We start from the raw sequence: 23,139 nt of genomic DNA on the forward strand, positions 1-23,139 counted from the left end.
GAGCGATTTCCTTTTGCGCATCAAGCCTCGAACGTGACCTTGCCTTGCTCGTCGAACTTATAGACGTCGTCGCGGAAGCTGACGGTGCCTTGGCGGTTGGCCCAGGCGGTGATGTAGGTGGTGTGCAGCGGCACCTTACCCTGGCACTCAACGTCGAGGCGCTGGAGCGAGGCGAAGGTTTGGTCGACCTTGTTCTGGTCCCAAGTGCCGTTGTCGCGCAGCAGCCAGTTGACGAGCTGGTTGACGCCATCGACGCGGACGCAGCCCGAGGAGTGGAAGCGAGCATTTTCGCCGAACAGCGCCTTGGACGGCGTGTCGTGCAGGTAGCAATCGTAGGGGTTGTAGAAGTTGATCTTGCAGTGGCCCATGGAGTTGGCCGCGCCGGGCTCCTGGCGATACATGTAATTCACCTGGGCGTCGGTGATGTTCGCCCAGTTTATCGTTGCAGGATCAACCTTGTTGCCGGAACCGTCGTAGATGAAGATGTTCTGCTCGGCCAGGTAGTTCGGGTTTTCGAGCATGTACTTGGTCAGGTCCTGGCGGACCAGCGACTTAGGCACGTGCCAATAGGGGTTGAAGTTGATCTGGCTGATCTTGCTGGCCATGATCGGGGTAGCGCGCTCGACGCGGCCGACCACTGCGGTGTGGCGCTGCTCGACCATGCCGCCGGCAACGGCTTCGATGGTCGCGGCCGGAATGTTGACGACGACATAGCGCTCGGAAAGGTTCGCGGCCATGTTCTGGACGCGGGTGTAATTGAGGTAGAGCTGCTGCAGGCGCGTCGCGGCCGGCACGTTCATGGCATACCAGGTCTGCTCGTCGATCTGGCCGTTGGGGATGAGACCATGGCGGGCCTGGAAGTTCTTGACGCCGCGATCGGTCTCGGCGTCGAAAACGTCGCTGGCATACTCAACCAGCGGCATGTCGCTCGAAGAAATAAGGCGACGCTTGAGCTGGACGACGGCTGGCGAGGATACGCCGAGCTGCAGCTGATAGGCTTCCTGCGGGATTTCTTCCCAGCCGCCGCTGGCGACGAAGGGCTCGTACTGAGAAATGGCAAGCTGCAGATTATGCAGCGTGTCAAAGCTCAGGATCGGTTCATTGGTGGCAATCAGCGCCTGAGCGGCTGCCGTGTTGCCGTCGCGGTCTGTTTCGCGCAGCACGCGGCCGGCGCCACCATCGAACATGTCGAAGAGCGAATCCTGGGCGCGCGTTGCCGGAATGGCCGCGAAAGCGCCGAGATAGGTCATGGACCGAAGAAATTTACGTCGATTGAGCCGCATCAAGTCACCCGAAAAGTCACTGCCACCACGTGTGGCCGATACCATCGCCAGCGCAGGCTTCACAATCGCGGTCAAGGCGTTGTGAACCATACGAGAGGGTAGTTTCTAGAAGGAAATGGTTTCTATCCGGTAATGCCGATGAAGTCCGTTTGCGGCTGAAATAAGAAACGCCGACCTTTCGGCCGGCGTCTTCCCCTCGGTCGTGGCAGTGAGGCAACACATGCCACCGGCCGAATGCCCTGCCCCTTGGGTTAGAGCTTATAGAGGATCTGGTCGACCCAGAAGCGCTCGAGGCGGGCCAAGGCCTTGTTGAGGCCGTCGAATTCTTCGTCGCCAAGACCGCCGACCTTATCGATGGACTTGAGGTGACGATCATAAAGTTCGTCGATCACTTCGGCGACTTCTTCGCCCTTGGGGGTCAGCTTGATACGGACCGAGCGGCGGTCGGTGCGCGAGCGTTCCTGGAAGATATAGCCGGTTTCGACCAGCTTCTTGAGATTGTAGGACACGTTGGAGCCGAGATAGTAACCGCGGCTGCGCAGTTCGCCGGCGGTCAGTTCGGCATCGCCGATATTGAACATCAGGAGCGCCTGGACGGGGTTGATGTCGTCCCAGCCCATGCGGTCGAACTCGTCCTTGATCAGGTCGAGCAGGCGACGATGGAGACGTTCGACACGCGAGACGGCTTCCAGGTAGAGGGGTTTCAGGCCTTCGCTACGTTCCGGAGTTAGCGCCTCGGCCGCGTTCGATTTGATTGCCATTTGTGCCTCACTGTTTTGCATTCGTGTGCGATTGTTCGCATCTCATGAGGCCAAACTACGGCTGCCCACCTAAGATCAGCCTAAGCCGCACGCTTAAAACTATCTTACTGGAATGCAATGAGAATTTGGCTTAATCGAGCGTTACACCGGGTGAGAAAGTTGTAACCTTTCCCCATCGTAAACGCTTCAGTCGGCCTGCGCGCGCTGGAAACGAATGGCTATCGCAAAGATCACGAGGATGGCCAGCAACAGCACGGCGCGCATGGAAAAAGCGAAGACCGACATGCGCACGTCGGGGCTGCCGGTGAGGTAAAGCAGAAGCTCGGCCGCGGAAGCGCCGATCAGCAGAACCGCACCCCAGCTCGCCTTTATCCAGAGGCCGACGGCGGCAAAAAGCCGGGCCATTGCGAAAACGCCGAGATAAATAAAGGCCGATGAGCCGAGCGCGGTGATGGGGCTGGTGGCGCCCAGGTTGACGCCAAGCAGCCGCGCCGCATCGCTGAGGCCGAGCAGCAGTGCGAGGATCGAAACTATGCGAAGGTATAGGCCGAGACTTGGCGCCTGAAAGAGCATGCGCTCTGATAGAACGTCGGCAGGGCTGCGACAAGCGCAAGGCTTGGACAGCGAAAGCCAGGCTGATAATCAGGCGGCGACAAGGAGACCCCCGATGAGCACTGATTGGCCCAAGCACGACATGAGCTTTCTTGGCGGGCGCCGGCTGCGGCGGATGCGGCAGACGGAGTGGAGCCGCGCGATGATGCGCGAAACCGAGCTGTTGCGGCGCGACCTGATCTGGCCGCTCTTCGTGATCGAGGGGCAGAACGAGCGCACGGCGATCCGCACCATGCCCGGCGTCGAACGCCTGAGCGTCGACCTCATGGTAGAGGCCGCCAAGGCTGCGCGCGACGCCGGCATCCCTGCCCTGGCGATTTTTCCCAACACGCCGGATCACCTGCGTTCGGAGAATGGCGCCGAGGCCTACAATCCGGACAATCTGATGTGCCGGGCACTGGCGGCGATCAAGTCGGCGGTGCCGGAAATCGGCCTCATTGCTGACGTCGCGCTCGATGAATATTCGAGCGATGGCCAGGACGGGCTGGTGCGCGATGGCGTCATCCTCAATGACGAAACGATCGCGGCCATGGTCAAATCCGCACTGGTTCAGGCGCGGGCGGGTGCGGACATCATCGCGCCGTCCGACATGATGGACGGGCGGGTCGCCGCGATCCGCGACGCACTCGATGCCGAGGGCTTCGAGCATGTGCAGATCATGAGCTACGCGGCCAAATATGCCTCGTGCTTTTACGGTCCGTTTCGCGAAGCGGTGGGTTCGGGCAGCCGGTTGCGGGGCGACAAGCGGACGTATCAGATGGATTACGCCAATTCCGACGAAGCCTTGCGCGAGATCGCGCAGGACATCGAGGAAGGCGCCGACAGCGTCATGGTCAAGCCGGGCCTGCCCTATCTCGACATCATCCGCCGGGCCAAGGATGCGTTCAACGTCCCCATCTACGCCTATCAGGTCAGCGGCGAATACGCGATGATCGAGCTGGCGGGTGCTGCCGGCGCGATCAACCGCGATGCGGCGGTGCTGGAAAGTCTCTGGGCCTTCAAGCGTGCGGGCGCCAACGGCATCCTGACCTATTACGCGCTGGAAATGGCGCGCAAGCTCGGGCGCTAACCAGCCTTTTCGGTAAGACCATCTTCGGAAGCGAGTTGCGCCGGGCGCTGACCCTTGCGCGGGCGGACGGCGCTGATAATGCCGGCCAATGCGACCAACAGCATGCCGCCGATGGCGATCGGCTCGGGGGCATGGCCGAACACGAACCAGCCCAAAAGCCCGGCCCAGAGCAGGTGCACATAGGTCATGGGTGCGATCAGCGCAGCCGGGGCGTAGCGGTAGGACTGGGTGAACATGTAGTGGCCGAGCCAGGCGGAGACGCCGAGGCCGGCAAAAAGCACCAGTTGCACCGGCGTGGGTGCTGCGCCGTGGAGAGTCCAGGGCAGGAAGATGCCGAAGCCCATGGCGCCGACCAGCGCCGAGTAGAACAGCATGGCCATGGTGCGTTCGGTATGGGCCAGGACGCGGGACAGAAGGTTATAGGCGGTGGCAACGATGACGTTGCCGAGGACGAAGACGACCCCAAGCGGGTCGAGTCCGCCGCCTGGACGCGCGATCAGCAAGACGCCGGCAAAGCCGACAAGGGCTGCCAGCCAGGCGGCAGGCCGCACCTTTTCTTTCAGGATTGGGCCGGAGAGCACCACGACCAGCACAGGGCAGAGATAAACAATGGCCGTGGTCTCGGGCACCGGCATGCGCTGCAAGGCGAGGCTCACGAGAAACGAGCCAAGCGCAAGGCTGGCAGCGCGGACGATCACGAGGCCGGTGCGCTGGGTGCGCACCATTTCGCGGCCATGCAGCGGGGCGACGATCGCCAGCATCAGCAGGCAATGGCCGATGTACCGGATAGCCGTTACCATTGGCACGTTGTATTCGGTGATCAGCAACTTGTTGGTCGTGTCGTTGTAGGCAAAGAGCAGCGTTGCTCCCAGAACAAGGACAAGACCGCGCAAAGGCTGATGAGTCAGCGGCGCGGGCGCTGCGGGTGCGGGTGGCATGGCTTGGTCCGGAGAGGCAGGCGATTCGTGGGGGCTTGCGCTCACGATAAAGGAATTGCGCCTGGTGGGTTCAAGTTTTCCCGCAAGGCTCTTGCGCTGGGGCCCATGCGTGACAATTTCTCCATCATGACCCAGGAACTTGCCGACCGCCCTTATCTGCCCGACCCTGCCACGGCGCCGGAACTGTTTGACGGCCTGCTGACGCGGCGGGTCACCGCATACCTCATCGATGTGGTGCTGATCGGTGCGCTGTCGCTTATTTTTGGGATCGCTGGCCTGATCTTTGGCCTTCTGACCTTCGGGCTCGGGCTCTTTGCCATGGTGTTCGTCGTGCCGGCGGCATTGATCGTCTATTATGGCGTGACGCTCGGCTCCCCACGCCGCGCCACGGTGGGCATGCAGGTCATGGATATCGTCCTCACGCCCACGCGCGGCCAGCCATTGGATGGCTGGATGGCGATCTTCCATGCCGCGCTGTTCTGGCTGACCTTCTGGATCTCCTGGCCGATCACCATTCTGTTCGCCCTGTTCACGCCGCGCCGGCAGATGATCCATGACCTGATCATGGGCACGCTGATGGTGCGCCGATCGCCGATGGTTCGGCGGTGGCAGCGGCGCGGGTGATGGATCAAGAGGGCGTTTGGGCCGTTGTGGCAAAGGGGCGAGCGCGCTACATTCGTCGCCCAAGCTTTTGACAGGTCCTGGATGACCGACCAGACACCGGAAACTACCCAGCTCTTTTTGACGGCGGCCATGCCCTGCCCCTACCTGCCGGGCAAGATGGAGCGGAAGCTTTTCACCCATCTCAGCGGCCGGCGCGCATCCATGCTGCATCAGCTGTTGAGCGACAACGGTTTCCGCCGCAGCCAGAACCTGATCTACCGTCCGGCCTGCGAAGGCTGCAATGCCTGCCAATCGGTGCGGATCATTGCGGGCGAGTTCGAGCCGAACAAACGCTTCCGGCGCGTGCTTCGCAACAATTCCGACATCGGCGTTTCGGTGCAGCCGGCGGTCGTCACCGCCGAGCAATACGAGCTCTTCAAACGCTATCTCGATGCCCGCCACTATGGCGGCGGCATGACGCAGATGAGCTATCAGGACTATGAGTACATGGTCGAGGATACGCCCGTGCATTCCGTGCTGGTGGAATATCGGCTCACCGACCTGCCCGACCAGCCGTTGGTCGCCGTGGCGCTGACCGATGTGCTGCCCGATGGGCTTTCGATGGTTTATTCCTTCTACGACCCAGACCTCGCCCATCGCAGCATGGGGACATACCTGATCCTCGACCACATCCATCAGGTGCGGTCGGCGGCTCTGGACTATGTCTATCTCGGCTATTGGGTGAAGGATTCGCCCAAGATGGCGTACAAGGCGGACTATCAGCCGCTCGAAGTGCAGCGCGGGTCGCTGGGCTGGGCGCGGCTGTAGCTGAGCTCGATAGTTGCTCCACCACCAGCCGTCACCCCGGGTTTCACCCGGGGCCTAGCCTGAGATCTCGAGATGGGCCCCGGCGTTCGCCGGGGTGACAATCGAGTTCGTGGCGAAGGTGGCGGTCAGACAACCAAATCGAACACGATCAGACCGTCGCGACCGCCTTCCAGCGCGGCGACCAAGCGCGAGCCAGCCGCCTTATGCGCGGGATGAACGAGGTAGGCGTCGCGGGCGGCTTCGTCGACGAAGTCCATGGTGAAGCCATCGCGAAATTCCTGATGCAGGCCTTCGGGTGAAACATTGGCGCCGTAGCTGATGGCAAGGAAGCCATCGACTACCGTCTTGAGGGCTGCGAGATCGGCGTAGATCTCGTTGCGCTCGGTCTCGAGAACATCGGCACGGAAGCGGACGAAGACGCAGTGGCGGATCATTGTTGAGTCTCTGAACAGGTTTGACGCGGTTCTTTCACGGTCTGATTTAAGGGAAGGCCCCCTCACCCGGCGCTGCGCGCCGACCTCTCCCCGGAGGGGCGAGGTGAAGCGCTAACCCCTGAACTTGTTGTTCTTCGGAAACCCCGTTGGTGGCTGGCGGCCGGCGGTGGCGCGGTCGCTCAGCCAGTCGGTCAGTTCCTCGGTCGGCTTGGAATAGGTTCGGCCGGACGAGTCGGTCCAGGTGAGGCCATCGGCTGCGTAGAAGGCCTTGATGTCGGACGTGCCGCCATCCTTGTAGCGCTGGAGGCGCACGCCCTTGCCGCGGGTCATGGTGGCAAGCTGGGCCATGGGGAAGACGAGGAGCTTGCGATTCTGTCCGATGATGGCGACGCGGTCGCCCTCGCCCGGCACGATCAGCCGCGCCTCGTCGGGAAGCGAAACGTTGAGGATCTGCTTGCCCTTGCGCGTATTGGCGATGAGATCGTCCTCGGGAACGACGAAGCCATAGCCGTTGGAGGCGGCGATGATCCGCGTCTTGCCCGGGCGATAAACGAAGAGGTCGACGATGTCCTGACCTTCTTCGATATCGACGATGATGCGCACCGGCTCGCCCTGCCCACGGCCCCCGGGCAGCTTGTCGGCACCGATGGTATAGACCTTGCCGCCGGTGGTCAGCATCAGGAGCTTATCGGTGGTCTCGCAATTGATCGACAACCGCAGCCGGTCGCCGGTCTTGAAGCCCTTTTCGTCAATCGGCGCATTGTGGCCGCGTGGCGCGCGGATCCAGCCCTTTTCCGAAAGCACGACAGTGATCGGTTCGCGCTCGATGAAAGCTTCGCTGACCTCGGCCGCGTCGGCGCTGGGCACGGCACCAAACAGCGAACGGCGGGCGCCGAGCGGATGGAGCGTTTCGCCATCGGCTTCGAAGAGCGGATAGGCCTTCTTCAGCCCCTCGACCTGCTTGGCGATCTCGCCCCACTGCCGCTTGTCGGAGGCGAGCAGCGCTTCGAGCTTGCCCTTTTCGGTGGTGAGGTTCTTGTGCTCCTGGCGGAGCTCGATCTCCTCGAGCTTGCGCAAGGAGCGCAGGCGCATGTTGAGGATGGCTTCGGCCTGATTGTCGGTCAGCGAAAAGGTCGCCATCAGCGACGCCTTGGCATCATCCTCCTCGCGGATGATGCGGATCACCTCATCGAGGTTGAGGTAGGCGATGATATAGCCTTCGAGCACTTCGAGGCGGGCAGCGATCTGCTCGAGGCGGTGCTGGCTGCGGCGGACGAGCACGATCTTGCGGTGGTCGAGCCAGGCGCGCAGCGCATCGGCGAGGCTCATGACGCGCGGCACCGTGCCACGGTCAAGCACGTTGAGATTAAGCGGGAAGCGGATTTCAAGTTCGGTGAGCTTGAAAAGCTGCTCCATGAGGATCACCGCATCGACCGTGCCGGCGCGCGGCTCGAGCACGAGGCGGATGTCGTCGGCGCTTTCGTCGCGCACGTCTTTAAGCAGCGGCAGTTTTTTGGCCAGCAGCAGTTCGGCGATTTTTTCGACGAGGCGGGCCTTGGGAATGCCGTAGGGGATCTGCGTGACGACGATTTGATAGACGCCGCGGCCCTTGTCTTCCTTGTTCCAGACAGCGCGGAGGCGGAACGAGCCGCGGCCGGTTTCATAGGAATGAACGATCGAGGAGCGGCCCTCCACCAGCTGTCCGCCGGTGGGAAAATCGGGTCCGCGCACCAGATCGTCCATGCTGGGTGGCGCGGACGGATCGGGGTGGATCAGCTCCTCGGTCGTGGCCGCAGGATTGTGGATCAGCTTCAGCGCAGCGTTGCAGAGCTCGACGAGATTGTGCGGCGGCACAGAGGTCGCCATGCCGACGGCGATGCCGGTCGAGCCATTGGCCAAAAGGTTCGGAAAATTCGACGGCAGGACGATGGGCTCTTCGTCTTCGCCGTCATAGGTGGCTTTGAAATCGATGGCGTTTTCGGTGATGCCCTCGAGCAGCCGCGTCGCCACCTCGGTCATGCGCGATTCGGTGTAGCGCATCGCGGCGGGGCTATCGCCGTCGATATTGCCGAAATTGCCTTGGCCATCGACCAGCGGATAACGCAGCGCGAAATCCTGGGCGAGACGCACCAGCGCGTCATAGATCGACTGGTCGCCGTGCGGGTGGAACTTGCCGATGACGTCGCCGACGATGCGGGCGCTCTTCTTGTAACCCTGGTTCGGATCGAGCCGCAGCAGGCGCATGGCGTGAAGTATGCGGCGGTGCACGGGCTTGAGCCCATCGCGGGCATCGGGCAGCGCGCGCTGGGTGATGGTCGAGAGCGCATAGCTCAGATACCGCTCTTCGAGCGCTTGCTTCAGATCAACAATGCGCTGATCGTCGGGCGGCTGAATGGTTTCGGCATCGGACATGGGCGGCTCCGCAAGGAGAACGAATCAGGAGCAAAGTATAGCGGCTGGGGAGCGGAACGCTCAGGTTTTGGGGGTTTTGCACGGGTTATGCGGTGGAGCGGAGAGATCGCACACCCCCTCCCTACCTGCGCTAAGCCTTGCGGCTAAGCTTCGGTACCCTCCCCTCTGAGGGGGAGGGTGGACGCAGTGGGCAGACATGCACTGGTGCTACCTTCCCCCTCAGAGGGGAAGGCAAGCAGAGCTTGGCGACGCAGGAGCCTAGCGGCGCTCGGAAGGGGGTGCCTCGTCTTTGGTCAGCAGATCGATCAGCGGCTCGCGCGTCGGCGGCTGTTCGATGCCCCTGGCGGACCAGAGGTGCATGTCGAGGAAATGGCCCGTGAGGCGAAAGGCGGCGCGGAGGTCGTCGGGGCTGGCATTGCCGCGGGCGGTGAGGAAGCTGGGGAGCGCCAGGAGGCGGTCGAGATAGGGTTGGGCCGCGGCGCGGGAGACGGCGCGGCCGGATCGGGGCGAGACGTGGGTGAGGTCCTCGGTAACGCCGGTCGAGGCGCAGCTTGAAAGATCGAGGCCGAAGCCAAGTTCGTCGAGCAGGGTCAACTCGAAGCGGGCAAGCGCGGCGCCGTCGGGATCGTGATCGAGCAAGGACAGCGCCATGCCGAGCAGCCGGTCGTGCGGATCGCGCTCGGGGAGCAGGCGCAGGTGCTCGCAGACGAGCTGGGCGAGGTAAAGGCGCTTGCGATCGGCGATCAGGGTGGCGGCGCGCGCCTGCAGCATTTCGACCATGAAGATGCCAAGGTGGTCTTCGAGGCGGGCGCGCCAGGTGAGCTGGACGGTATTGCCGGGCTGGAGCGTTGCGGCCAATTTTGGGGAGCGGCCGCCGCGCACGAGGCCGAGCGAGCGGCCGCGGCCGGCAACCATGGCCTCGGCGATGAGGCTGGTTTCGCCATGGCGGCGTACGCCGATCAGCAGGGCTTCACCGGTCCATTCCATGGCTTTGGGGCACGACCTCGTGGTTCGACAGGCTCACAATGAGGTCTACCAAAAAACCTCGTCATTCGAAGTAGACCTCATCCTGAGCCTGTCGAAGGACGAGGTCGTGGCATCACCCTTTTCCGTGCGGAAATTCGAGACCCATTTCTCGGTAGCGCTCCGGGTCTTCCGCCCACTTTTCGCGCACCTTGACGAAAAGGAAGAGGTGGATCGGCACCTCGTACATTTCCATCAGTTCCTTGCGGGCCTCTTGGCCGATAGCCTTGATGGTCTGGCCGCCGGCGCCGAGCACGATCTTCTTGTGGCTGTCGCGGGTGACGTAGACGACCTGGTCGATCTTGTAGGAGCCATCCTTCTGGATCTTGAAGCTCTCGGTTTCGACCGTGGCGTTGTAGGGGATTTCGTCGTGGACGCGCAGGAAGAGCTTTTCGCGCGTGATCTCGGCGGCGGTGATGGCCATGGTGAGATCGGTGAGGTGATCTTCCGGAAAGTGCCAGGGACCGGGTGGGATGTGCTTGACGCACCAGTCGATGAAATCCTGAACGCCAAAACCCTTGAGCGCCGAAAGCATGAAGGTCGCTTCGAAGCGCAGGCGTTCGTTCAGCGTCTGAGACAGCGCCAAGAGGCTCTCGTTCTTGACGGTGTCGATCTTGTTGATGATCAGCACTTTGGGGTGCGTGATGTTTTCAAGACCCTCAAGCAGGGATTCAATATCGGGCGTTATGCCCCTATCGGCATCAATCAAAAAGGCGACGAGGTCTGCGTCCCCTGCCCCGCCCCAGGCATTTTCGACCATGGCGCGCTCGAGCCGCTTCTTGGGCTGGAAGATGCCGGGCGTATCGATGAAGACGAGCTGCGCCTTATCCAGCGTCAGCACGCCGCGCACCTGCGACCGCGTGGTCTGCGCCTTGTGCGTGACGATCGACACTTTCGTTCCGACAAGCGAATTGAGCAGCGTCGACTTGCCGGCATTCGGCGCGCCAACGAGAGCGATAAAGCCGCATGAGGTGTCGGAAAGCTCGATGGGTGTGTTCATTTTTCGTCCTTCCACACCTTCTGCTCGACGAGGAAGCGTTCGGCGGCCTTGTGTTCGGCGATGCGCTTGGAGCTGCCAATGGCTTCGACGCGGGGGAAGCCGGCGAGCTCTACAGCGATGGTGAATTCGGGGGCATGGTCGGGGCCGGTGCGCTCGACCAGAATGTAATTGGGTGGTTCGAGACCCTTGGCCTGGCCCCATTCCTGGAGCGTCGTCTTGGCGTCGGCGCGGTTGGCCTGGCCGTCGTGGAGGATGTCTTCGAAATTGGTCTCGATAAAGGTGCGGGCCGCTTCGAGCCCGCCATCTAGGAAGATGGCGCCGATCACCGCTTCGGTGATGTCGCCGAGGATCGCTTCCTTCTCGGCGCCGCCCGAGCGCGCTTCGCTTTCGCCGAGGATCATTTCGGGTCCAAGACCGAGCTGGCGGGCGACGATGGCACAGGTTTCTTTGCGCACCAGGGTGTTGAGCGTGCGGCTCAGTTCACCTTCGTTGGACTTCGGAAAGCGGCGATAAAGCATCTCGGCAACCACCAGGCCAAGGACGCGATCGCCCAAAAATTCTAAGCGCTGGTAGGAGCGTTCGATGCGCTTGGCCGGAGCCAGAGCGCTGGAATGGGTCAGCGCCCGCTCCAGCAGGTCGAGGTCGGCAAAACGATAGCCGAGGCGGAACTGGAGCTTTTCGTAGCCTTTGTCGCGCCGGCTCACGGCGCCGCCGTGCCGCCATAAGGCTGGTCGCTGGAAACACCCTGGAACATGCGATCCCAGCGCACATTGGCGGGCCACTGCCAGATCTGCCAGGGCGCGATATTGTCCTTGATGGAGAAGAAGCGCGCCTCGGCCTTGGCGATGAGGTTGACGGCGGGGACGTAGCCGACCTGGCTCAAGACGCGGCTATCGGCCGAGCGGTCGCGATTGTCGCCCATCATGAAGTAGTGGCCGGCGGGCACGACATATTCGGGCGTGTTGTCGAGCTGCATGTCATCGCCGATTTCCTGGATGATATGTGTCGTGCCTTCCGGGAAGGTCTCGCGATAAACGGTGACTTCGCGGGTATCGCCATTGCTGTCGGTATCGAGCGCCTTGCCGACTTCCTCGCGCTCCACCATCGTGCCGTTGATATAAAGGCGGCCGGCCGTGACCTGGATGCGATCGCCGGGGAGGCCCACGACGCGCTTGATATATTCCTGGTCCTGCGGCACTGGGCGGAACACAGCGACGTCGCCGCGGTTAGGTTCGCGGCCAAAAATGCGGTTCGAGATCGGCAGTTCGAAATCGAGCAGCGCAAAATCGCCGTAGCGGCCGAGCGAGAAGGAATGCTTGCCATAGCCCCAGACGAATTTATTGGCGACGAAGTAGTCGCCGATCATCAGCGTCTGCTGCATGGACGCAGTGGGGATGGAGAAGGGCTGATAGAAAAAGAAGCGCAGGAAGATGGCGATCAGCAGCGCTTCGACGACAACAATGAAAGTCTCGACCCACTCATTGGTAGCCGATTTCTTGGCGATGGGCTTGTCGGCAGGCTGAGTCATTGCGGTTCCGGGTTCTCGCGGTGCCGAAGCGTTAGGCGTTTGCGCCCGTCTGGTCAATTACCGGCAGCGCTTCGATGATGACGAAGGCCTGGGCGAGGCCGGCATCGTCGGTGATGGTGAGGTGGATATGGGCCTCGTGTCCGGCAGGAACAAGGCGGGCCAAAGCTTTGGCCGCACCATTGGTCAACTTCATGGTCGGCTTGCCCGAGGGCAGGTTGACCACGCCCATGTCGCGCCAGTAGACACCCCAGGATATGCCGGTACCTAGGGCCTTGGAGCAGGCTTCCTTGGCGGCAAAGCGCTTGGCGTAGGAGGCCGCGCGCTGGGCACGACGGTCGGACTTACGCTGCTCGATATCGGTGAAGCAGCGCTGGGTGAAACGCTCGCCATATTTGGCGAGCGTCTGTTCGATGCGATGGATCTGAATGAGGTCGGAGCCGAGGCCGATGATCATTCTTCCCTTCTCCCCTCGCGGGAGAAGGTGGCGGCGCAGCCGACGGATGAGGGGACCGCTGAACCATCCCCACCCCTCATCCGCCCCTTCGGGGCACCTTCTCCCGCAAGGGGAGAAGGGTGGGCACAGTGCCAGTCACACATCACTTTACCCCCTGAATACCGCGGCTGCCGGGCTTGACGGCGGGGATGGCGGCCAGTTCTGGTGGCAGCTGGTCGGCTGCATAGGCCGGCACCTTGAACTCGATCAGCGAGATCAGCGGCACGCCGACATCGGCTTCGCCGCCCGAGCGGTCGATTAGGCAGGCGGCGGCGACGACATTGGCGCCGATCTTGCGCAGGGCGTCGACGCATTCGCGGATGGAAAGGCCAGTGGAGACGATGTCTTCAACGACGATGACCTTGTCGTCGGGGCTGATCTCGAAGCCGCGGCGCAGCTCGAACTGACCTTCGACGCGCTCGGTGTAGAGCGCCGGCACGCCGAGATGCCGGGAGGTTTCGTAGCCGGGGATGATGCCGCCGATGGCTGGTGAGACGACCTTGGTGACACCGGGAACTTCGGCGCGGATGCGTTCGGCCAGGGCCTTGCACAGGGTTTCGGTATGCTGGGCGTATTGAAAAACCTTGGCCTTCTGCAGGAAGACCGGCGAGCGCAGGCCCGAGGAGAGGATGAAGTGACCCTCGAGCATCGCCCCGCATTGGCGGAAAATATCCAGCACTTCCTCTTTAGTCACCGCGCGCACTCCTATCGACGCTGCCGTCCCATTCGAGCGTCGAAATCATCGAGGCTTCGCGAATGCCCGCGCGCTGGACGGCGGAGAGGCCCGGGCTGCGCTTGAGCGTTTGCAGGACATCTGTCAGCTGCGCAAGATCGCGCACTTCGATTTCAAAGATCATCTGGTGGAAGTCCGGCGAAATCATGCGCATGACCAGATTGTTGATGTTGGCGTCGCAAGCGGCGATGGCTGACGAAATCTGCGCCAGCGAGCCGGGCTTGTTGACCGATTCCATCGAAATCACGGTGGCGTAGAGCTTGTCGTCGGCCGAGGCCATGTTCCAGCGCACGTCGACCCAGGCCAGATCGCCATCATGCATGTCGATCAAGGCATCGGAATGGATCGGGAAGACGGTCAGCGGCCGGTCGGGCTCAAGAATGCCGACCAGGCGATCGCCCGGCACGACCCCCTCCCCCGACAGCGTCACGGGAGTGTGGAAATCGAGCTGCGCCAGGGCCGCCTTGGCCTTGGGCCCACCCTTTTGTCCGCCGGGAACGCGGAACCGGAACTGGTCGGTGGCGCGCAGGGCGAACCAGCCGTCGGCCGTGTCGGCGACCGGCAGGTCGAGCTTGCGACGGCGCTTGCGGATACCCTTGACCTGGGCCAGCGCATTGCCGAGCACCTCGGAGCCGATCTTGCCCTCGCCGACGGCGATGATCAGGTCGCGCTTGTTGGGGTGATCGAGCGCGTCGGCCAAGGCCTTGCTCTCGCTGTCGTCGAGCATGACGCCTTCGCGCTCGAGCAGCATGTTGAGCACCTGCTCACCCAGCGCAAAGGCCCGCTGCGTCGCCGTCTGGCGCACGGCGCGGCGGATGGCGGCGCGGGCCTTGCCAGTGGCGGCGATGCCGATCCAGTTGCTTGGCGGCCGATGGTTCTGGTCGCGGAGGATTTCGACCTCGTCGCCCGAACGCAGCTGGGTCACGAGCGGCAGGATCAGGCCATTGATCTTGGCGCCGACGCAGGTGTCACCGATATCAGTATGGAGCGCATAGGCGAAATCGATCGGCGTCGCGCCGCGCGGAAGGGCGATCAGCCGGCCGCGCGGGGTGAAGCAGAAGACCTGATCCTGGAAAAGCTCGAGCTTGGTGTATTCGAGGAAATCTTCGGAGGCGATGCCCGAGGTCAGGTGGCTGATGGTCTGCCGCAAGGAGCCATAGGCCTGCGATTCGGTTTCGATGCGATCGAGGTTGGCCGAGGCCCCGTCCTTGTAGAGCGCATGCGCGGCGATGCCGAATTCAGCGATCCGGTCCATCTCCTCGGTGCGGATCTGCAGCTCGACGCGCTGGCGGCTGGGTCCGACGATCGTGGTATGGATCGACTGATAGTCGTTGTGCTTGGGGACAGAAATATAGTCCTTGAAGCGTCCGGGCACGACTTTCCACTGCGTGTGGATGATGCCCAGGGTGTGGTAGCACTGGGCCAGCGAGCCGACGATGATACGAAATCCGATCATGTCGGAAAGCTGTTCGAGAGCGATCGACTTTCGCTCGATCTTGGAGAAGATCGAATAAGGCGACTTGACCCGCGCCTTGATGCTGGTGGCGATGCCTTCTTGAGCCAGCCGCTCGGTCAGTTCGTTGGTGATCGTCGCGATGGTCTCGCTGTAATCGTGCTGCAGCTGTTCGAGCCGCGCCGTGATGGCGCGATAATGCTCGGGCTGGAGGATGCGGAAGCTTAGATCCTCGAGCTCGTTGCGCATGTCCTGCATACCCATGCGCCCGGCAAGCGGGGCATAGATATCCATGGTTTCCTGGGCGATGCGGCGCTGCTTTTCCACCGGCACGAAGTGGAGCGTGCGCATGTTGTGCAGGCGGTCGGCGAGCTTGACCAGCAGCACCCGCACGTCCTGGCTGATGGCGAGCAGGAGCTTGCGCAGGTTTTCGGCCTGCGCTTCCTCGCGGCTCACGAGGTTGAGCCGCTCGATCTTGGTCAGGCCATCGACGATGGTGCCGATCTCGCCGCCAAAAAGCTGATCGATTTCGGAGCGGGTCGCGTCGGTATCTTCGATCGTGTCGTGCAAAAGGCCAACGGCGATCGAGGCGTCATCGAGTTTGAGCTCGGTGAGGATGGCGGCGACTTCGAGCGGGTGATTGAAATAGGGATCGCCGGAGGCGCGCTTTTGCGAGCCATGCTTTTGCATGGCGTAGACATAGGCCTTGTTCAACAAATTCTCGTCGGCGTTCGGGTTATAGGCCTGAACGCGTTCGACAAGCTCGTACTGTCGCATCATGGAAGGTAGCCGCCGCTTCTGGACATTAAGCTTAGCGCTTGATCGGAAAAAGAAAACCCCGGCGCGAACCGGGGTGGAATATATATCGAGCTTGCGTCACGCCTGGGCCATTCGAGCGCAGCTCTCATGGCCTAGCCTGCTCAAATCGCTCCACCGGAGCGATTTGCAAGACGCAGTCTAGTCATCGCGGCGTTCCGGCGGAGCCAGGCTCTCGATGCCGCGCAGCAGTTCTTCTTCGCTGATCGTGTCGAAGTTGATCGAATCGTCGTCGCCGGCGCTTTCGATCAGCGGAGCGGCGGTGTTTTCCGGCTCGTCGACTTCCACATACTTCTGCAGCGAGTGGATCAGGTCTTCACGCAGATCTTCCGGCGAAATGGTGCCATCGCCGATTTCGCGCAAGGCAACGACGGGGTTCTTGTCGTTGTCGCGCGGGACGGTGATCTGGCCACCAGAGGAAATCATGCGCGCGCGATGGGCGGCCATGAGGACGAGGTCAAAACGGTTTTCGACCTTTTGAATGCAGTCTTCAACGGTGACGCGGGCCACGAACGTCTCCAAAATGGATGGGGATGAAGGCCCCCACTACACCAAGAGATCGTGCTTGACAAGGTTTGCGGCCGATCAGTGCGCGAATGACGCGACTTGTCGTAATACAACAAATATGCGACATCCGAACTTAAGTTCGACAATGAACCGTTTTCAGCGTCTGTGCGGGCTTTTTCCGCTTCGGGGTTTCATCATGGCAATTGATCCGCGCGAGAAGATCGCGCTCTTTATCGATGGCGCCAATCTTTACGCCACATCCAAGGCGATCGGCATCGACATCGATTACCGAAAGCTGCTCGCCGAATTCAGCAGCAAGGCTTATATGCTGCGCGCGAATTACTATACGGCGCTGGTCGAGGACCAGGAATATTCCTCGATCCGTCCACTAATCGATTGGCTCGACTACAACGGCTACACCGTGGTCACCAAGCCGGCCAAGGAGTTCACCGACGCTGCCGGCCGCCGTAAGGTCAAGGGCAACATGGACATCGAGCTCGCCGTCGACGCGCTCGAGCAATCCCCCTATTTCGATCACATGGTGCTGTTTTCGGGCGATGGCGACTTCACCGCCCTCGTTGCTGCCATGCAGCGCAAGGGCAAGCGAGTCACGGTTGTCTCGACGCTCACGACCTCGACGCCGATGATCTCCGACGACCTGCGGCGGCAGGCGGATTTCTTCATGGATGTGGCTGATCTGGCGAAGACGGCGGGGAGACCGCAGGTGGTGCGGCAGCCGGTCGAGGCTTAAGGCACTGGCCCTGGCTTCCAAGACCTTATGGTGAGCTTGTCGAACCACGAGGTCGCAGCCACCGAGGGCCCGACCTCGTCCATCGACAGGCTCAGGATGAGGTCTCATTTAGAGCCCCTACCCCCGTCCACCCTCTTTCATAATCCGCGCCTTGTCGCGGTTCCAGTCGCGCTCACGGCTGGTGGCGCGCTTGTCGAAATTCTTTTTGCCCTTGCCCAGACCAATAAGAAGCTTGGCGCGGCCCTGGTCGTTGAAGAACAGCTTTAGCGGCACGATGGTGTTGCCGGCGCGGGCGACTTCCTGATCGAGCTTGGCCAGCTGCTTCTTGCTGACAAGAAGTTTGCGCGGGCGCTTTTCTTCGTGGTTGAAGCGATTGGCCTGAAGGTATTCTGGGATATGCGCATTGATCAGCCACAGCTCGCCCCTTTCGGGCGAGGCATAGGCCTCGGCAATCTGGGCCTTGCCCATGCGAAGGGATTTGACCTCGGTGCCGGTCAGGACGATGCCGGCCTCAAGCGTGTCGCCGATTTCGTAGTCGAAACGCGCGCGGCGGTTTTCAGCCACGAGGCCGTGGCTGATCCATCCGTTTTTTGCTTTGTCGTTTTTTAGTGTGGCCATGGGTCTTAGATAAGACCGGCGTGGCGCATTGCAAAGTCCATAGCATCTTCGGCGCCCTTGGTAGCAGGCACCAACGGCAGGCGCAGCTCGTTGGCGCAAAGGCCAAGCTTGCTGGCGCCATACTTGGCCGGAGCCGGGCTCGGCTCGATGAAGATGTTCTTGTGCAGGTAAACGAGCTTGTCCTGGATCGCCAGGGCACCCTTGAAGTCGCCGGTCAGCGAAAGTTCCTGCATCTGCGAGCAGAGCTTGGGCGCGACGTTGGACGTCACAGAGATACAGCCATTGCCGCCATGAGCGTTAAAGCCGAGCGCGGTAATATCCTCACCGGAAAGCAGGATAAAATCCTTGCCGAGCTTGGCCCGCTGCAAGCTGGCGCGACCGAGATCGGCGGTCGCATCCTTGACGCCGATGATGTTGCCATGCGCCTCGTGGAGGCGGGCGATGGTGTCGACGGTGAGATCAGCGACGGTACGGCCCGGCACCGAATACAGGATCACCGGGATGCCGACCGACTTGGCAACGGCGGAGAAGTGCTGGAACAGGCCTTCCTGGGTCGGCTTGTTGTAATAAGGCACGACCGAGAGCACGGCATCGGCGCCTGACTTTTCGGCGTGTTGCGCAAGGGAAATGGCCTCGGCCGTCGAGTTCGATCCCGCTCCGGCGATTACCGGCACGCGGCCATTGGCAACCTCGATGCAAATCTCGACGACGCGATGATGCTCCTCGTGACTGACGGTAGGGCTTTCGCCCGTCGTACCCACCGGCACCAGACCATGCGTTCCCTCGGCGATCTGCCAATCGACAAAGCTGGCGAAGGCTTTCTCATCCACGGCCCCGTCGCGCATGGGGGTGATGAGCGCCGTAATCGAACCTCGCAGCATTTGTCGGTATTCCTCGGATAGACCCGGCTTTGCGCCGGCATATTGCATGACAGGATAGATCCTGGCCGGTCGGCGCAGGACGGGGGCACCATACTTTCAACCGTGCTTCGTCACAAGGTGAGCGAAACGGCTTGTGAGCCGGGGCCACGCACGGGTAAACCGAGCCTATGCCCTCCGTCTTCAAATCCAGCCGCACCGTTCCCCCCGATCACCCAGCCTTTGCCACGCTGCCCATCGAGCTGATCACCATGCGTGACGCCCGCACGCGCATAGCCGTGCACCGCCGGGGGCAGTTCGGCGACGGGCGCATGCCGCTGGTCTGCGTTGCGGGTTACAACCGCAACATGTCCGACTTTACGGGCTTGGCGGGATACCTGCCGCGGATCGGACAGGGAGACTGGCCGCTGGTGCTGATCGATCTTGGCGGCCGGGGCCGCTCCGATGACCGCGCAAAGGGTTCGGACTATGGCTCGCTCGCCGATGCGCATGACCTGGCCGACACGTTGATGGCGCTGGGGATTGGCAAGGCGATCATCCTCGGCCAGGGGCATGGCGGGCAGGTCGCCATGGCGCTCGCTGCGGAACATCCGCTGCTGGTCGGCGGTACGATCCTGCTCGACGCCGGTCCAGTGACGGATTCGCGCTCCATCGTGCGGCTGCGCAACAATCTCGCGCATATCCATGGCCTTCGCGGCGGCAAGACGGTTTCGGCCGGGTTCAACAAGATCCTGGCGGGGACCTATCCTGGATTGCCGGAAAACCTGTTGCCGCCGCTGGCGCTGCGCAGCCACTGGTTCGACAAGCGCGGGCGGGCGCGGCCCCTGTTCGACAATAAACTTATAGAGCGGCTCAAGGATTTCAGCTTCGATGATGTACTGACGCCGCAATGGCCGCTCTTTGACGCGCTGACCTGCGCCCCGCTCCTGTTGCTGCGCACGCAACTGACCGATCAGGTGCGGCGCGAGACTTTTGAGGAAATGGTGCGGCGCCGACCCGACGCGGTGGCGCTCACCATTATGGGGCAAGGCTCCCCTGCCCTGTTCGACGAAATGGAAGACGTCGAGGCTGTCACTCGCTTCATGGTCGAGGCAAGTGCGAAACAGGCAGAGCTGGCAGCCTAGGCGGCGTTGGAACGTGGTGCGGTGGCAAGAAGCGTTGCCTGCTCGATCCACTGTTCGCGCCCGATCCGCCCCTTGATGGCGATGCGACCCTCGAGCCAGGCGACATGGGCCGGCTGCCATGCGGCGATCTGGTCAAAATGGTAGATGCCCAAATCCTGCAGTGCTGATTCCGTTTTCGCTCCGATGCCTTTGATTAGCCTAAGGTTATCCGGCTTGTTGCTGCGTGGTGCTGGAAGTTCTGGTGGACGCCGGATCGTGGTGGACGAGGAAGCAACGACCAGCGGCAACTGCGGCGCCTGATCAGCGCCCACTCGCGCCAGTCGGCGTGCTGCGGACTTTGTTGGCTCGGCGACAAGCGCTTGAGAAGCCTCGACTTGCACCTGCCGAGGAGAGAGCAGGCGGCGGAGCGCAAGGCGGGAAGCATAGCCGGCCACGCAACCGGTCAGATAGGCGCCGAGGATCAAGAAACCAACTTCAACCACGTGGCCTAGCGGGATCATTTCGGCGTGCCTGACTTCTCAGCGGGCGACAGGCTGAACCAGCCGACGGCCAGGCCGATCAGGGAGGCGATCACAAGGTATGGCCAATAGTAGAAGACCAGGAATGTCAGGGTCGGCCACCAAGCCATGGCGCCTCGCCTAGTTGTTCTCGTCCTGAACGCTGACGACGATGCGGCGGTTCTGCCGCTTGCCGTCAGGGGTGTCGTTGCCGGCGACTGGCTGGGATTCACCATAGCCGACAGCGTAGAGCCGTTCGGCCGCAACACCGCGCTCGATCAGGGCGGCGACCACCGCCTCGGCGCGCGCAACCGAGAGCGCCAGGTTCTTCCGCTCGTCGCCGTCGCTGTCGGTGTGTCCTTCGACATAGATGGAAGTATTAGGGCAAATCGCCAGCGCTTGCGCAAAGGCATCCAGCTCGGGCGCAGCGCTTGAGGCAATGATGGCAGCGCCGGACTGGAACAGGATGGCATTGTGGGCAGAAAGCGTCGCAACCTGCTCGCGGCATTGCGCGAGGAGTTCTGGTGATGTGGTTGCAGCGGCGGGCGCTTCCTGAGGCTCATCAGGCTGCTGATCAGCCGCCGGTTTCGGCTCGGCTACAACTTGTGGCTCTGGTGCCGAGATCGACCCGCTGGCGTCGAGGTCGAGGGCTGCAGTGAGCAGCGCCAAGCTGGCTGCACGCCTTTCGTCATTTTCAGCAGTTCCGGTCACTGTCCAGTTCTCACCGTCGAACAGTGCCGTACCTTGCTCAAGTTCGAGCAGCGCATCGACGGCGCCCCGCACCTTCGCAGCGAACCCATCGGGGGCGCCGGGAGAGACTTTCGTTGTGTCGGTCACTCGTGTCTCGACGTGAACAGCAAGATAGTCGCGCAGCGACCCTGCCGGTACATTGCCGGTGAACAGGAAACTGCCGTCTCGAAGGCGCTCGGCCGACCAGATATAGGGCGAGACAGGCTGGGCGACAGGGCCCGCTTCCGTCAGGTCAAGCGACCAACCAGCTTGCGCCAAGCCATTGACGGCAAACTCGGTCTGGATCGCGCCACGATCAATCGTGGAGCTGGGAACGCCTTCCACAGTCCAGTTGGTGCCGTCAAAGCGCACGGCGCCTTCTTCCAGCCAGGGCAAGAACGCGATCGCCTGCCTGGCAGCGGTGACGAAGTTGTTCGGCTCGCCGGATGCATAACTCACCTCAGAGGACGTCTTTGTCCCCGCGACGGTCACGAGCTGTTGCTCGATCTCCGGGCTCGGCAACATACCAGCCAGGGTGGTGATGCCGTCTTCTTGACGACTTGCGGAAAACTCGTAGCGGGCAGCGCGAGGCGCTGCGACCTCGATCGAGCCCGCTGTGATCCCTTGGGGCAGACGGGTCGCAACGAGCGTGCGCAGCGTGCCGTAGTCGGTGGGGGATTGCGCAATGCCGGTGACCGACAGAACTTCCCCGGAAAGCGCAACACGTCCTTCCGACATGTGGGTCAGGAGCGACAATGCGAAATCGAGGCCGGCCTGGTAGCTTGCCGGCGCACCGCCGCCGAGCTTGAGGAAATTGACGTCGGCGCCCTCGGTTTCCGCCAGGGCTTCGCGCGTCGCCTCATTTGGGACAAACCCGTCAAAGACCAGAACCCCGCCGGATTGACGGGTCACACTCACCCAATAGTCAGAAACCGGAGGTGGCTCCAGCGTGACGATCGATCCAGTGCCGGAAAGCCCGTTGTTCACCGCCTGGGCGATTTCGACGGTAGCAGGCCTGCCGCTCAGGCGGCTGGTACCATCGACAATGCTGGCCTCCCCCTCTTCCAGCTGCGCCAACTGTTCGAGCAATGTGCGGCTTAGATCCGCAAACCCCTCCGGGGCGCCCGACGCCAGCGATAGCCCGGTTGCGAGGGGCGCATTAGAAAGGTCGGCTGTTCTGAAGCGGTCAATCGTCTGCTGATCGGGCGCATAGCCGGCAACCTCGATCCGCTCGCCGTCGAAGCGAGCGGTCCACGTATAGGGCGCCACCTGCATCGGCTCGACAGTAGATGACTTGAGCGACAGTCCGGCTGGGATGTCCGCCAGCGCCATCTGCAATGCGCCGAAGGCGCCTTGGGATTTGGCGCGTCCCTTTACCGTCAGCTCCAAGTCGGACAGTTCGATCTCGCCGCTCTCCATGTCGGCGGCCCGGGCAAGCGCGAAGTTTACGCCTTCGGACCAGTGCTTGAGATCGGGGTAGCCGGCGCCAACCTCGAGCTTCGTTTCTGCAACGTTCACACGCTGCAGCAGGTCTTGACGCGCAGCCTCACTGGGCACACTTCCCGAGAGGGTTAGAGCCTCATCTTCAACCGCTACCTTAAGTTTGAATGGTGTTGCGAGGGGAGCGAGAGCGATGTCGTTCTCGATCGCTCCTACGCCCTGCATCGCAGCAAGGGTCCGTTCCGCCGCCTCACGCTTTTGTTCGGTATCGGTGGTGCCGGTGAGAACCAGATCGCGAGCCACGACCGAGACGTTTGCCCACTTGGCGCCGGAGGCATCCAGTTGTGCCCTGCCCTGTGCGGCCAGGTCTGCAACCATGACCGGTGTCGCCATCGACATGGCCACGCCCGTGCCACCGACAACTGTCAGCACACCCGGCGCCACCCAGAAAAGGAGGTCCTTAATCATCCCGAATCCACTGGAAAGCCGCAACTTCGGGAACGGTAGATGATTTGCGCGCAGCGACAAAGAGAATTGGCTTGTGCCTTGATAGGCTTGTCACCGCAGCCCAAAAAGAAAAGGCCCGGCAGAGCCGGGCCTTTCCCAATT

Annotated in this window: 24 protein-coding genes; 5 read left to right on the forward strand and 19 right to left on the reverse strand. The window is 62.1% G+C overall.

Annotation, left to right across the window (positions count from 1 at the left end; genetic code table 11):
* Positions 1–20 precede the first annotated feature (20 nt).
* The 3 genes from JI748_RS08080 to JI748_RS08090 all read right to left on the reverse strand — a co-directional run bounded on the left by JI748_RS08080 (position 21) and on the right by JI748_RS08090 (position 2,617).
* Positions 21–1,283 carry a L,D-transpeptidase family protein gene (locus JI748_RS08080; protein WP_210338815.1) on the reverse strand — a complete coding sequence of 421 codons (1,263 nt, stop codon included), beginning with the start codon at positions 1,281–1,283 and terminating at the stop codon, positions 21–23.
* 251 nt (positions 1,284–1,534) lie between these two features.
* Complete coding sequence (gene ldtR / locus JI748_RS08085; protein ID WP_211198448.1) at positions 1,535–2,044, reverse strand: transcriptional regulator LdtR; 510 nt, start codon at positions 2,042–2,044, stop codon at positions 1,535–1,537.
* A 186-nt stretch (positions 2,045–2,230) separates the two neighbouring features.
* Positions 2,231–2,617, reverse strand: a complete 387-nt coding sequence (locus JI748_RS08090) for a hypothetical protein (protein WP_201636680.1) — start codon at positions 2,615–2,617, stop codon at positions 2,231–2,233.
* Positions 2,618–2,711: 94 nt separating this feature from the next.
* Between JI748_RS08090 and hemB the strand changes: the two genes are divergently transcribed.
* A complete protein-coding gene (gene hemB / locus JI748_RS08095; protein WP_201636682.1) occupies positions 2,712–3,725 on the forward strand; it encodes a porphobilinogen synthase in 1,014 nt (337 codons plus the stop codon).
* On the opposite strand, the gene JI748_RS08100 is transcribed toward hemB, so the two are convergent.
* Positions 3,722–4,663, reverse strand: coding sequence for a DMT family transporter (locus JI748_RS08100; protein ID WP_201636684.1), 942 nt, complete (start codon positions 4,661–4,663; stop codon positions 3,722–3,724). The two genes, hemB and JI748_RS08100, sit on opposite strands and share 4 nt — an antisense overlap.
* A gap of 105 nt (positions 4,664–4,768) precedes the next feature.
* Between JI748_RS08100 and JI748_RS08105 the strand changes: the two genes are divergently transcribed.
* Complete coding sequence (locus tag JI748_RS08105) at positions 4,769–5,287, forward strand: RDD family protein (RefSeq protein WP_201636686.1); 519 nt, start codon at positions 4,769–4,771, stop codon at positions 5,285–5,287.
* A gap of 81 nt (positions 5,288–5,368) precedes the next feature.
* On the forward strand, positions 5,369–6,094 hold the full coding sequence (locus JI748_RS08110) for an arginyltransferase (RefSeq protein WP_201636688.1): 726 nt from the start codon (positions 5,369–5,371) through the stop codon (positions 6,092–6,094).
* A 125-nt stretch (positions 6,095–6,219) separates the two neighbouring features.
* On the opposite strand, the gene JI748_RS08115 is transcribed toward JI748_RS08110, so the two are convergent.
* The 10 genes from JI748_RS08115 to rpoZ form a co-directional block, all read right to left on the reverse strand.
* Positions 6,220–6,528, reverse strand: coding sequence for a Dabb family protein (locus JI748_RS08115; RefSeq protein ID WP_201636690.1), 309 nt, complete (start codon positions 6,526–6,528; stop codon positions 6,220–6,222).
* A 111-nt stretch (positions 6,529–6,639) separates the two neighbouring features.
* On the reverse strand, positions 6,640–8,940 hold the full coding sequence (parC, locus tag JI748_RS08120; RefSeq protein ID WP_201636692.1) for a DNA topoisomerase IV subunit A: 2,301 nt from the start codon (positions 8,938–8,940) through the stop codon (positions 6,640–6,642).
* A 258-nt stretch (positions 8,941–9,198) separates the two neighbouring features.
* On the reverse strand, positions 9,199–9,927 hold the full coding sequence (gene recO, locus JI748_RS08125; protein ID WP_201636694.1) for a DNA repair protein RecO: 729 nt from the start codon (positions 9,925–9,927) through the stop codon (positions 9,199–9,201).
* Between the two features lie 112 nt (positions 9,928–10,039).
* Positions 10,040–10,963 (reverse strand): GTPase Era, encoded by a 924-nt coding sequence (gene era, locus JI748_RS08130; protein WP_201636696.1) that lies wholly within the window; start codon positions 10,961–10,963, stop codon positions 10,040–10,042.
* Positions 10,960–11,667 carry a ribonuclease III gene (gene rnc / locus JI748_RS08135; protein WP_201636698.1) on the reverse strand — a complete coding sequence of 236 codons (708 nt, stop codon included), beginning with the start codon at positions 11,665–11,667 and terminating at the stop codon, positions 10,960–10,962. The genes era and rnc overlap by 4 nt, the downstream gene beginning before the upstream one ends.
* Positions 11,664–12,491, reverse strand: coding sequence for a signal peptidase I (lepB, locus tag JI748_RS08140; protein ID WP_201636700.1), 828 nt, complete (start codon positions 12,489–12,491; stop codon positions 11,664–11,666). The genes rnc and lepB overlap by 4 nt, the downstream gene beginning before the upstream one ends.
* A gap of 31 nt (positions 12,492–12,522) precedes the next feature.
* Positions 12,523–12,945 carry a holo-ACP synthase gene (gene acpS, locus JI748_RS08145; protein WP_201636702.1) on the reverse strand — a complete coding sequence of 141 codons (423 nt, stop codon included), beginning with the start codon at positions 12,943–12,945 and terminating at the stop codon, positions 12,523–12,525.
* A 142-nt stretch (positions 12,946–13,087) separates the two neighbouring features.
* Positions 13,088–13,678: an orotate phosphoribosyltransferase gene (gene pyrE / locus JI748_RS08150; protein ID WP_201636704.1), complete on the reverse strand. Its 591-nt coding sequence runs from the start codon at positions 13,676–13,678 to the stop codon at positions 13,088–13,090.
* Positions 13,671–15,950: a RelA/SpoT family protein gene (locus tag JI748_RS08155; protein ID WP_201636706.1), complete on the reverse strand. Its 2,280-nt coding sequence runs from the start codon at positions 15,948–15,950 to the stop codon at positions 13,671–13,673. Before JI748_RS08155 ends, pyrE begins: the two co-directional genes overlap by 8 nt.
* Positions 15,951–16,127: 177 nt before the next feature.
* Positions 16,128–16,496, reverse strand: coding sequence for a DNA-directed RNA polymerase subunit omega (rpoZ, locus tag JI748_RS08160; RefSeq protein ID WP_201636708.1), 369 nt, complete (start codon positions 16,494–16,496; stop codon positions 16,128–16,130).
* 193 nt (positions 16,497–16,689) lie between these two features.
* On the opposite strand from rpoZ, the gene JI748_RS08165 reads away from it, so the two are divergent.
* Positions 16,690–17,244, forward strand: coding sequence for a LabA-like NYN domain-containing protein (locus JI748_RS08165; RefSeq protein ID WP_201636710.1), 555 nt, complete (start codon positions 16,690–16,692; stop codon positions 17,242–17,244).
* Between the two features lie 117 nt (positions 17,245–17,361).
* Here the strand turns inward: JI748_RS08165 and smpB are convergent, their stop codons facing one another.
* A complete protein-coding gene (smpB, locus tag JI748_RS08170; RefSeq protein WP_201636712.1) occupies positions 17,362–17,862 on the reverse strand; it encodes an SsrA-binding protein SmpB in 501 nt (166 codons plus the stop codon).
* A gap of 5 nt (positions 17,863–17,867) precedes the next feature.
* Positions 17,868–18,743 carry a 4-hydroxy-tetrahydrodipicolinate synthase gene (gene dapA, locus JI748_RS08175; protein WP_201636714.1) on the reverse strand — a complete coding sequence of 292 codons (876 nt, stop codon included), beginning with the start codon at positions 18,741–18,743 and terminating at the stop codon, positions 17,868–17,870.
* A gap of 167 nt (positions 18,744–18,910) precedes the next feature.
* Between dapA and JI748_RS08180 the strand changes: the two genes are divergently transcribed.
* The gene (locus JI748_RS08180) at positions 18,911–19,864 is read left to right on the forward strand and encodes an alpha/beta fold hydrolase (RefSeq protein ID WP_201636716.1); all 954 of its coding nucleotides are present in this window, start codon (positions 18,911–18,913) and stop codon (positions 19,862–19,864) included.
* Here the strand turns inward: JI748_RS08180 and JI748_RS08185 are convergent.
* From JI748_RS08185 to JI748_RS08190, 3 genes are read right to left on the reverse strand one after another with little or no spacing between them, the layout of a single operon-like run.
* The gene (locus JI748_RS08185) at positions 19,861–20,328 is read right to left on the reverse strand and encodes a hypothetical protein (RefSeq protein WP_201636718.1); all 468 of its coding nucleotides are present in this window, start codon (positions 20,326–20,328) and stop codon (positions 19,861–19,863) included. The two genes, JI748_RS08180 and JI748_RS08185, sit on opposite strands and share 4 nt — an antisense overlap.
* Positions 20,329–20,360: 32 nt before the next feature.
* A complete protein-coding gene (locus JI748_RS17500) occupies positions 20,361–20,492 on the reverse strand; it encodes a hypothetical protein (protein WP_267911611.1) in 132 nt (43 codons plus the stop codon).
* Between the two features lie 10 nt (positions 20,493–20,502).
* Complete coding sequence (locus JI748_RS08190) at positions 20,503–22,998, reverse strand: OmpA family protein (RefSeq protein ID WP_201636721.1); 2,496 nt, start codon at positions 22,996–22,998, stop codon at positions 20,503–20,505.
* Positions 22,999–23,139: the final 141 nt, after the last annotated feature.

Source organism: Devosia rhizoryzae (assembly GCF_016698665.1).
GTDB lineage: Bacteria > Pseudomonadota > Alphaproteobacteria > Rhizobiales > Devosiaceae > Devosia > Devosia rhizoryzae.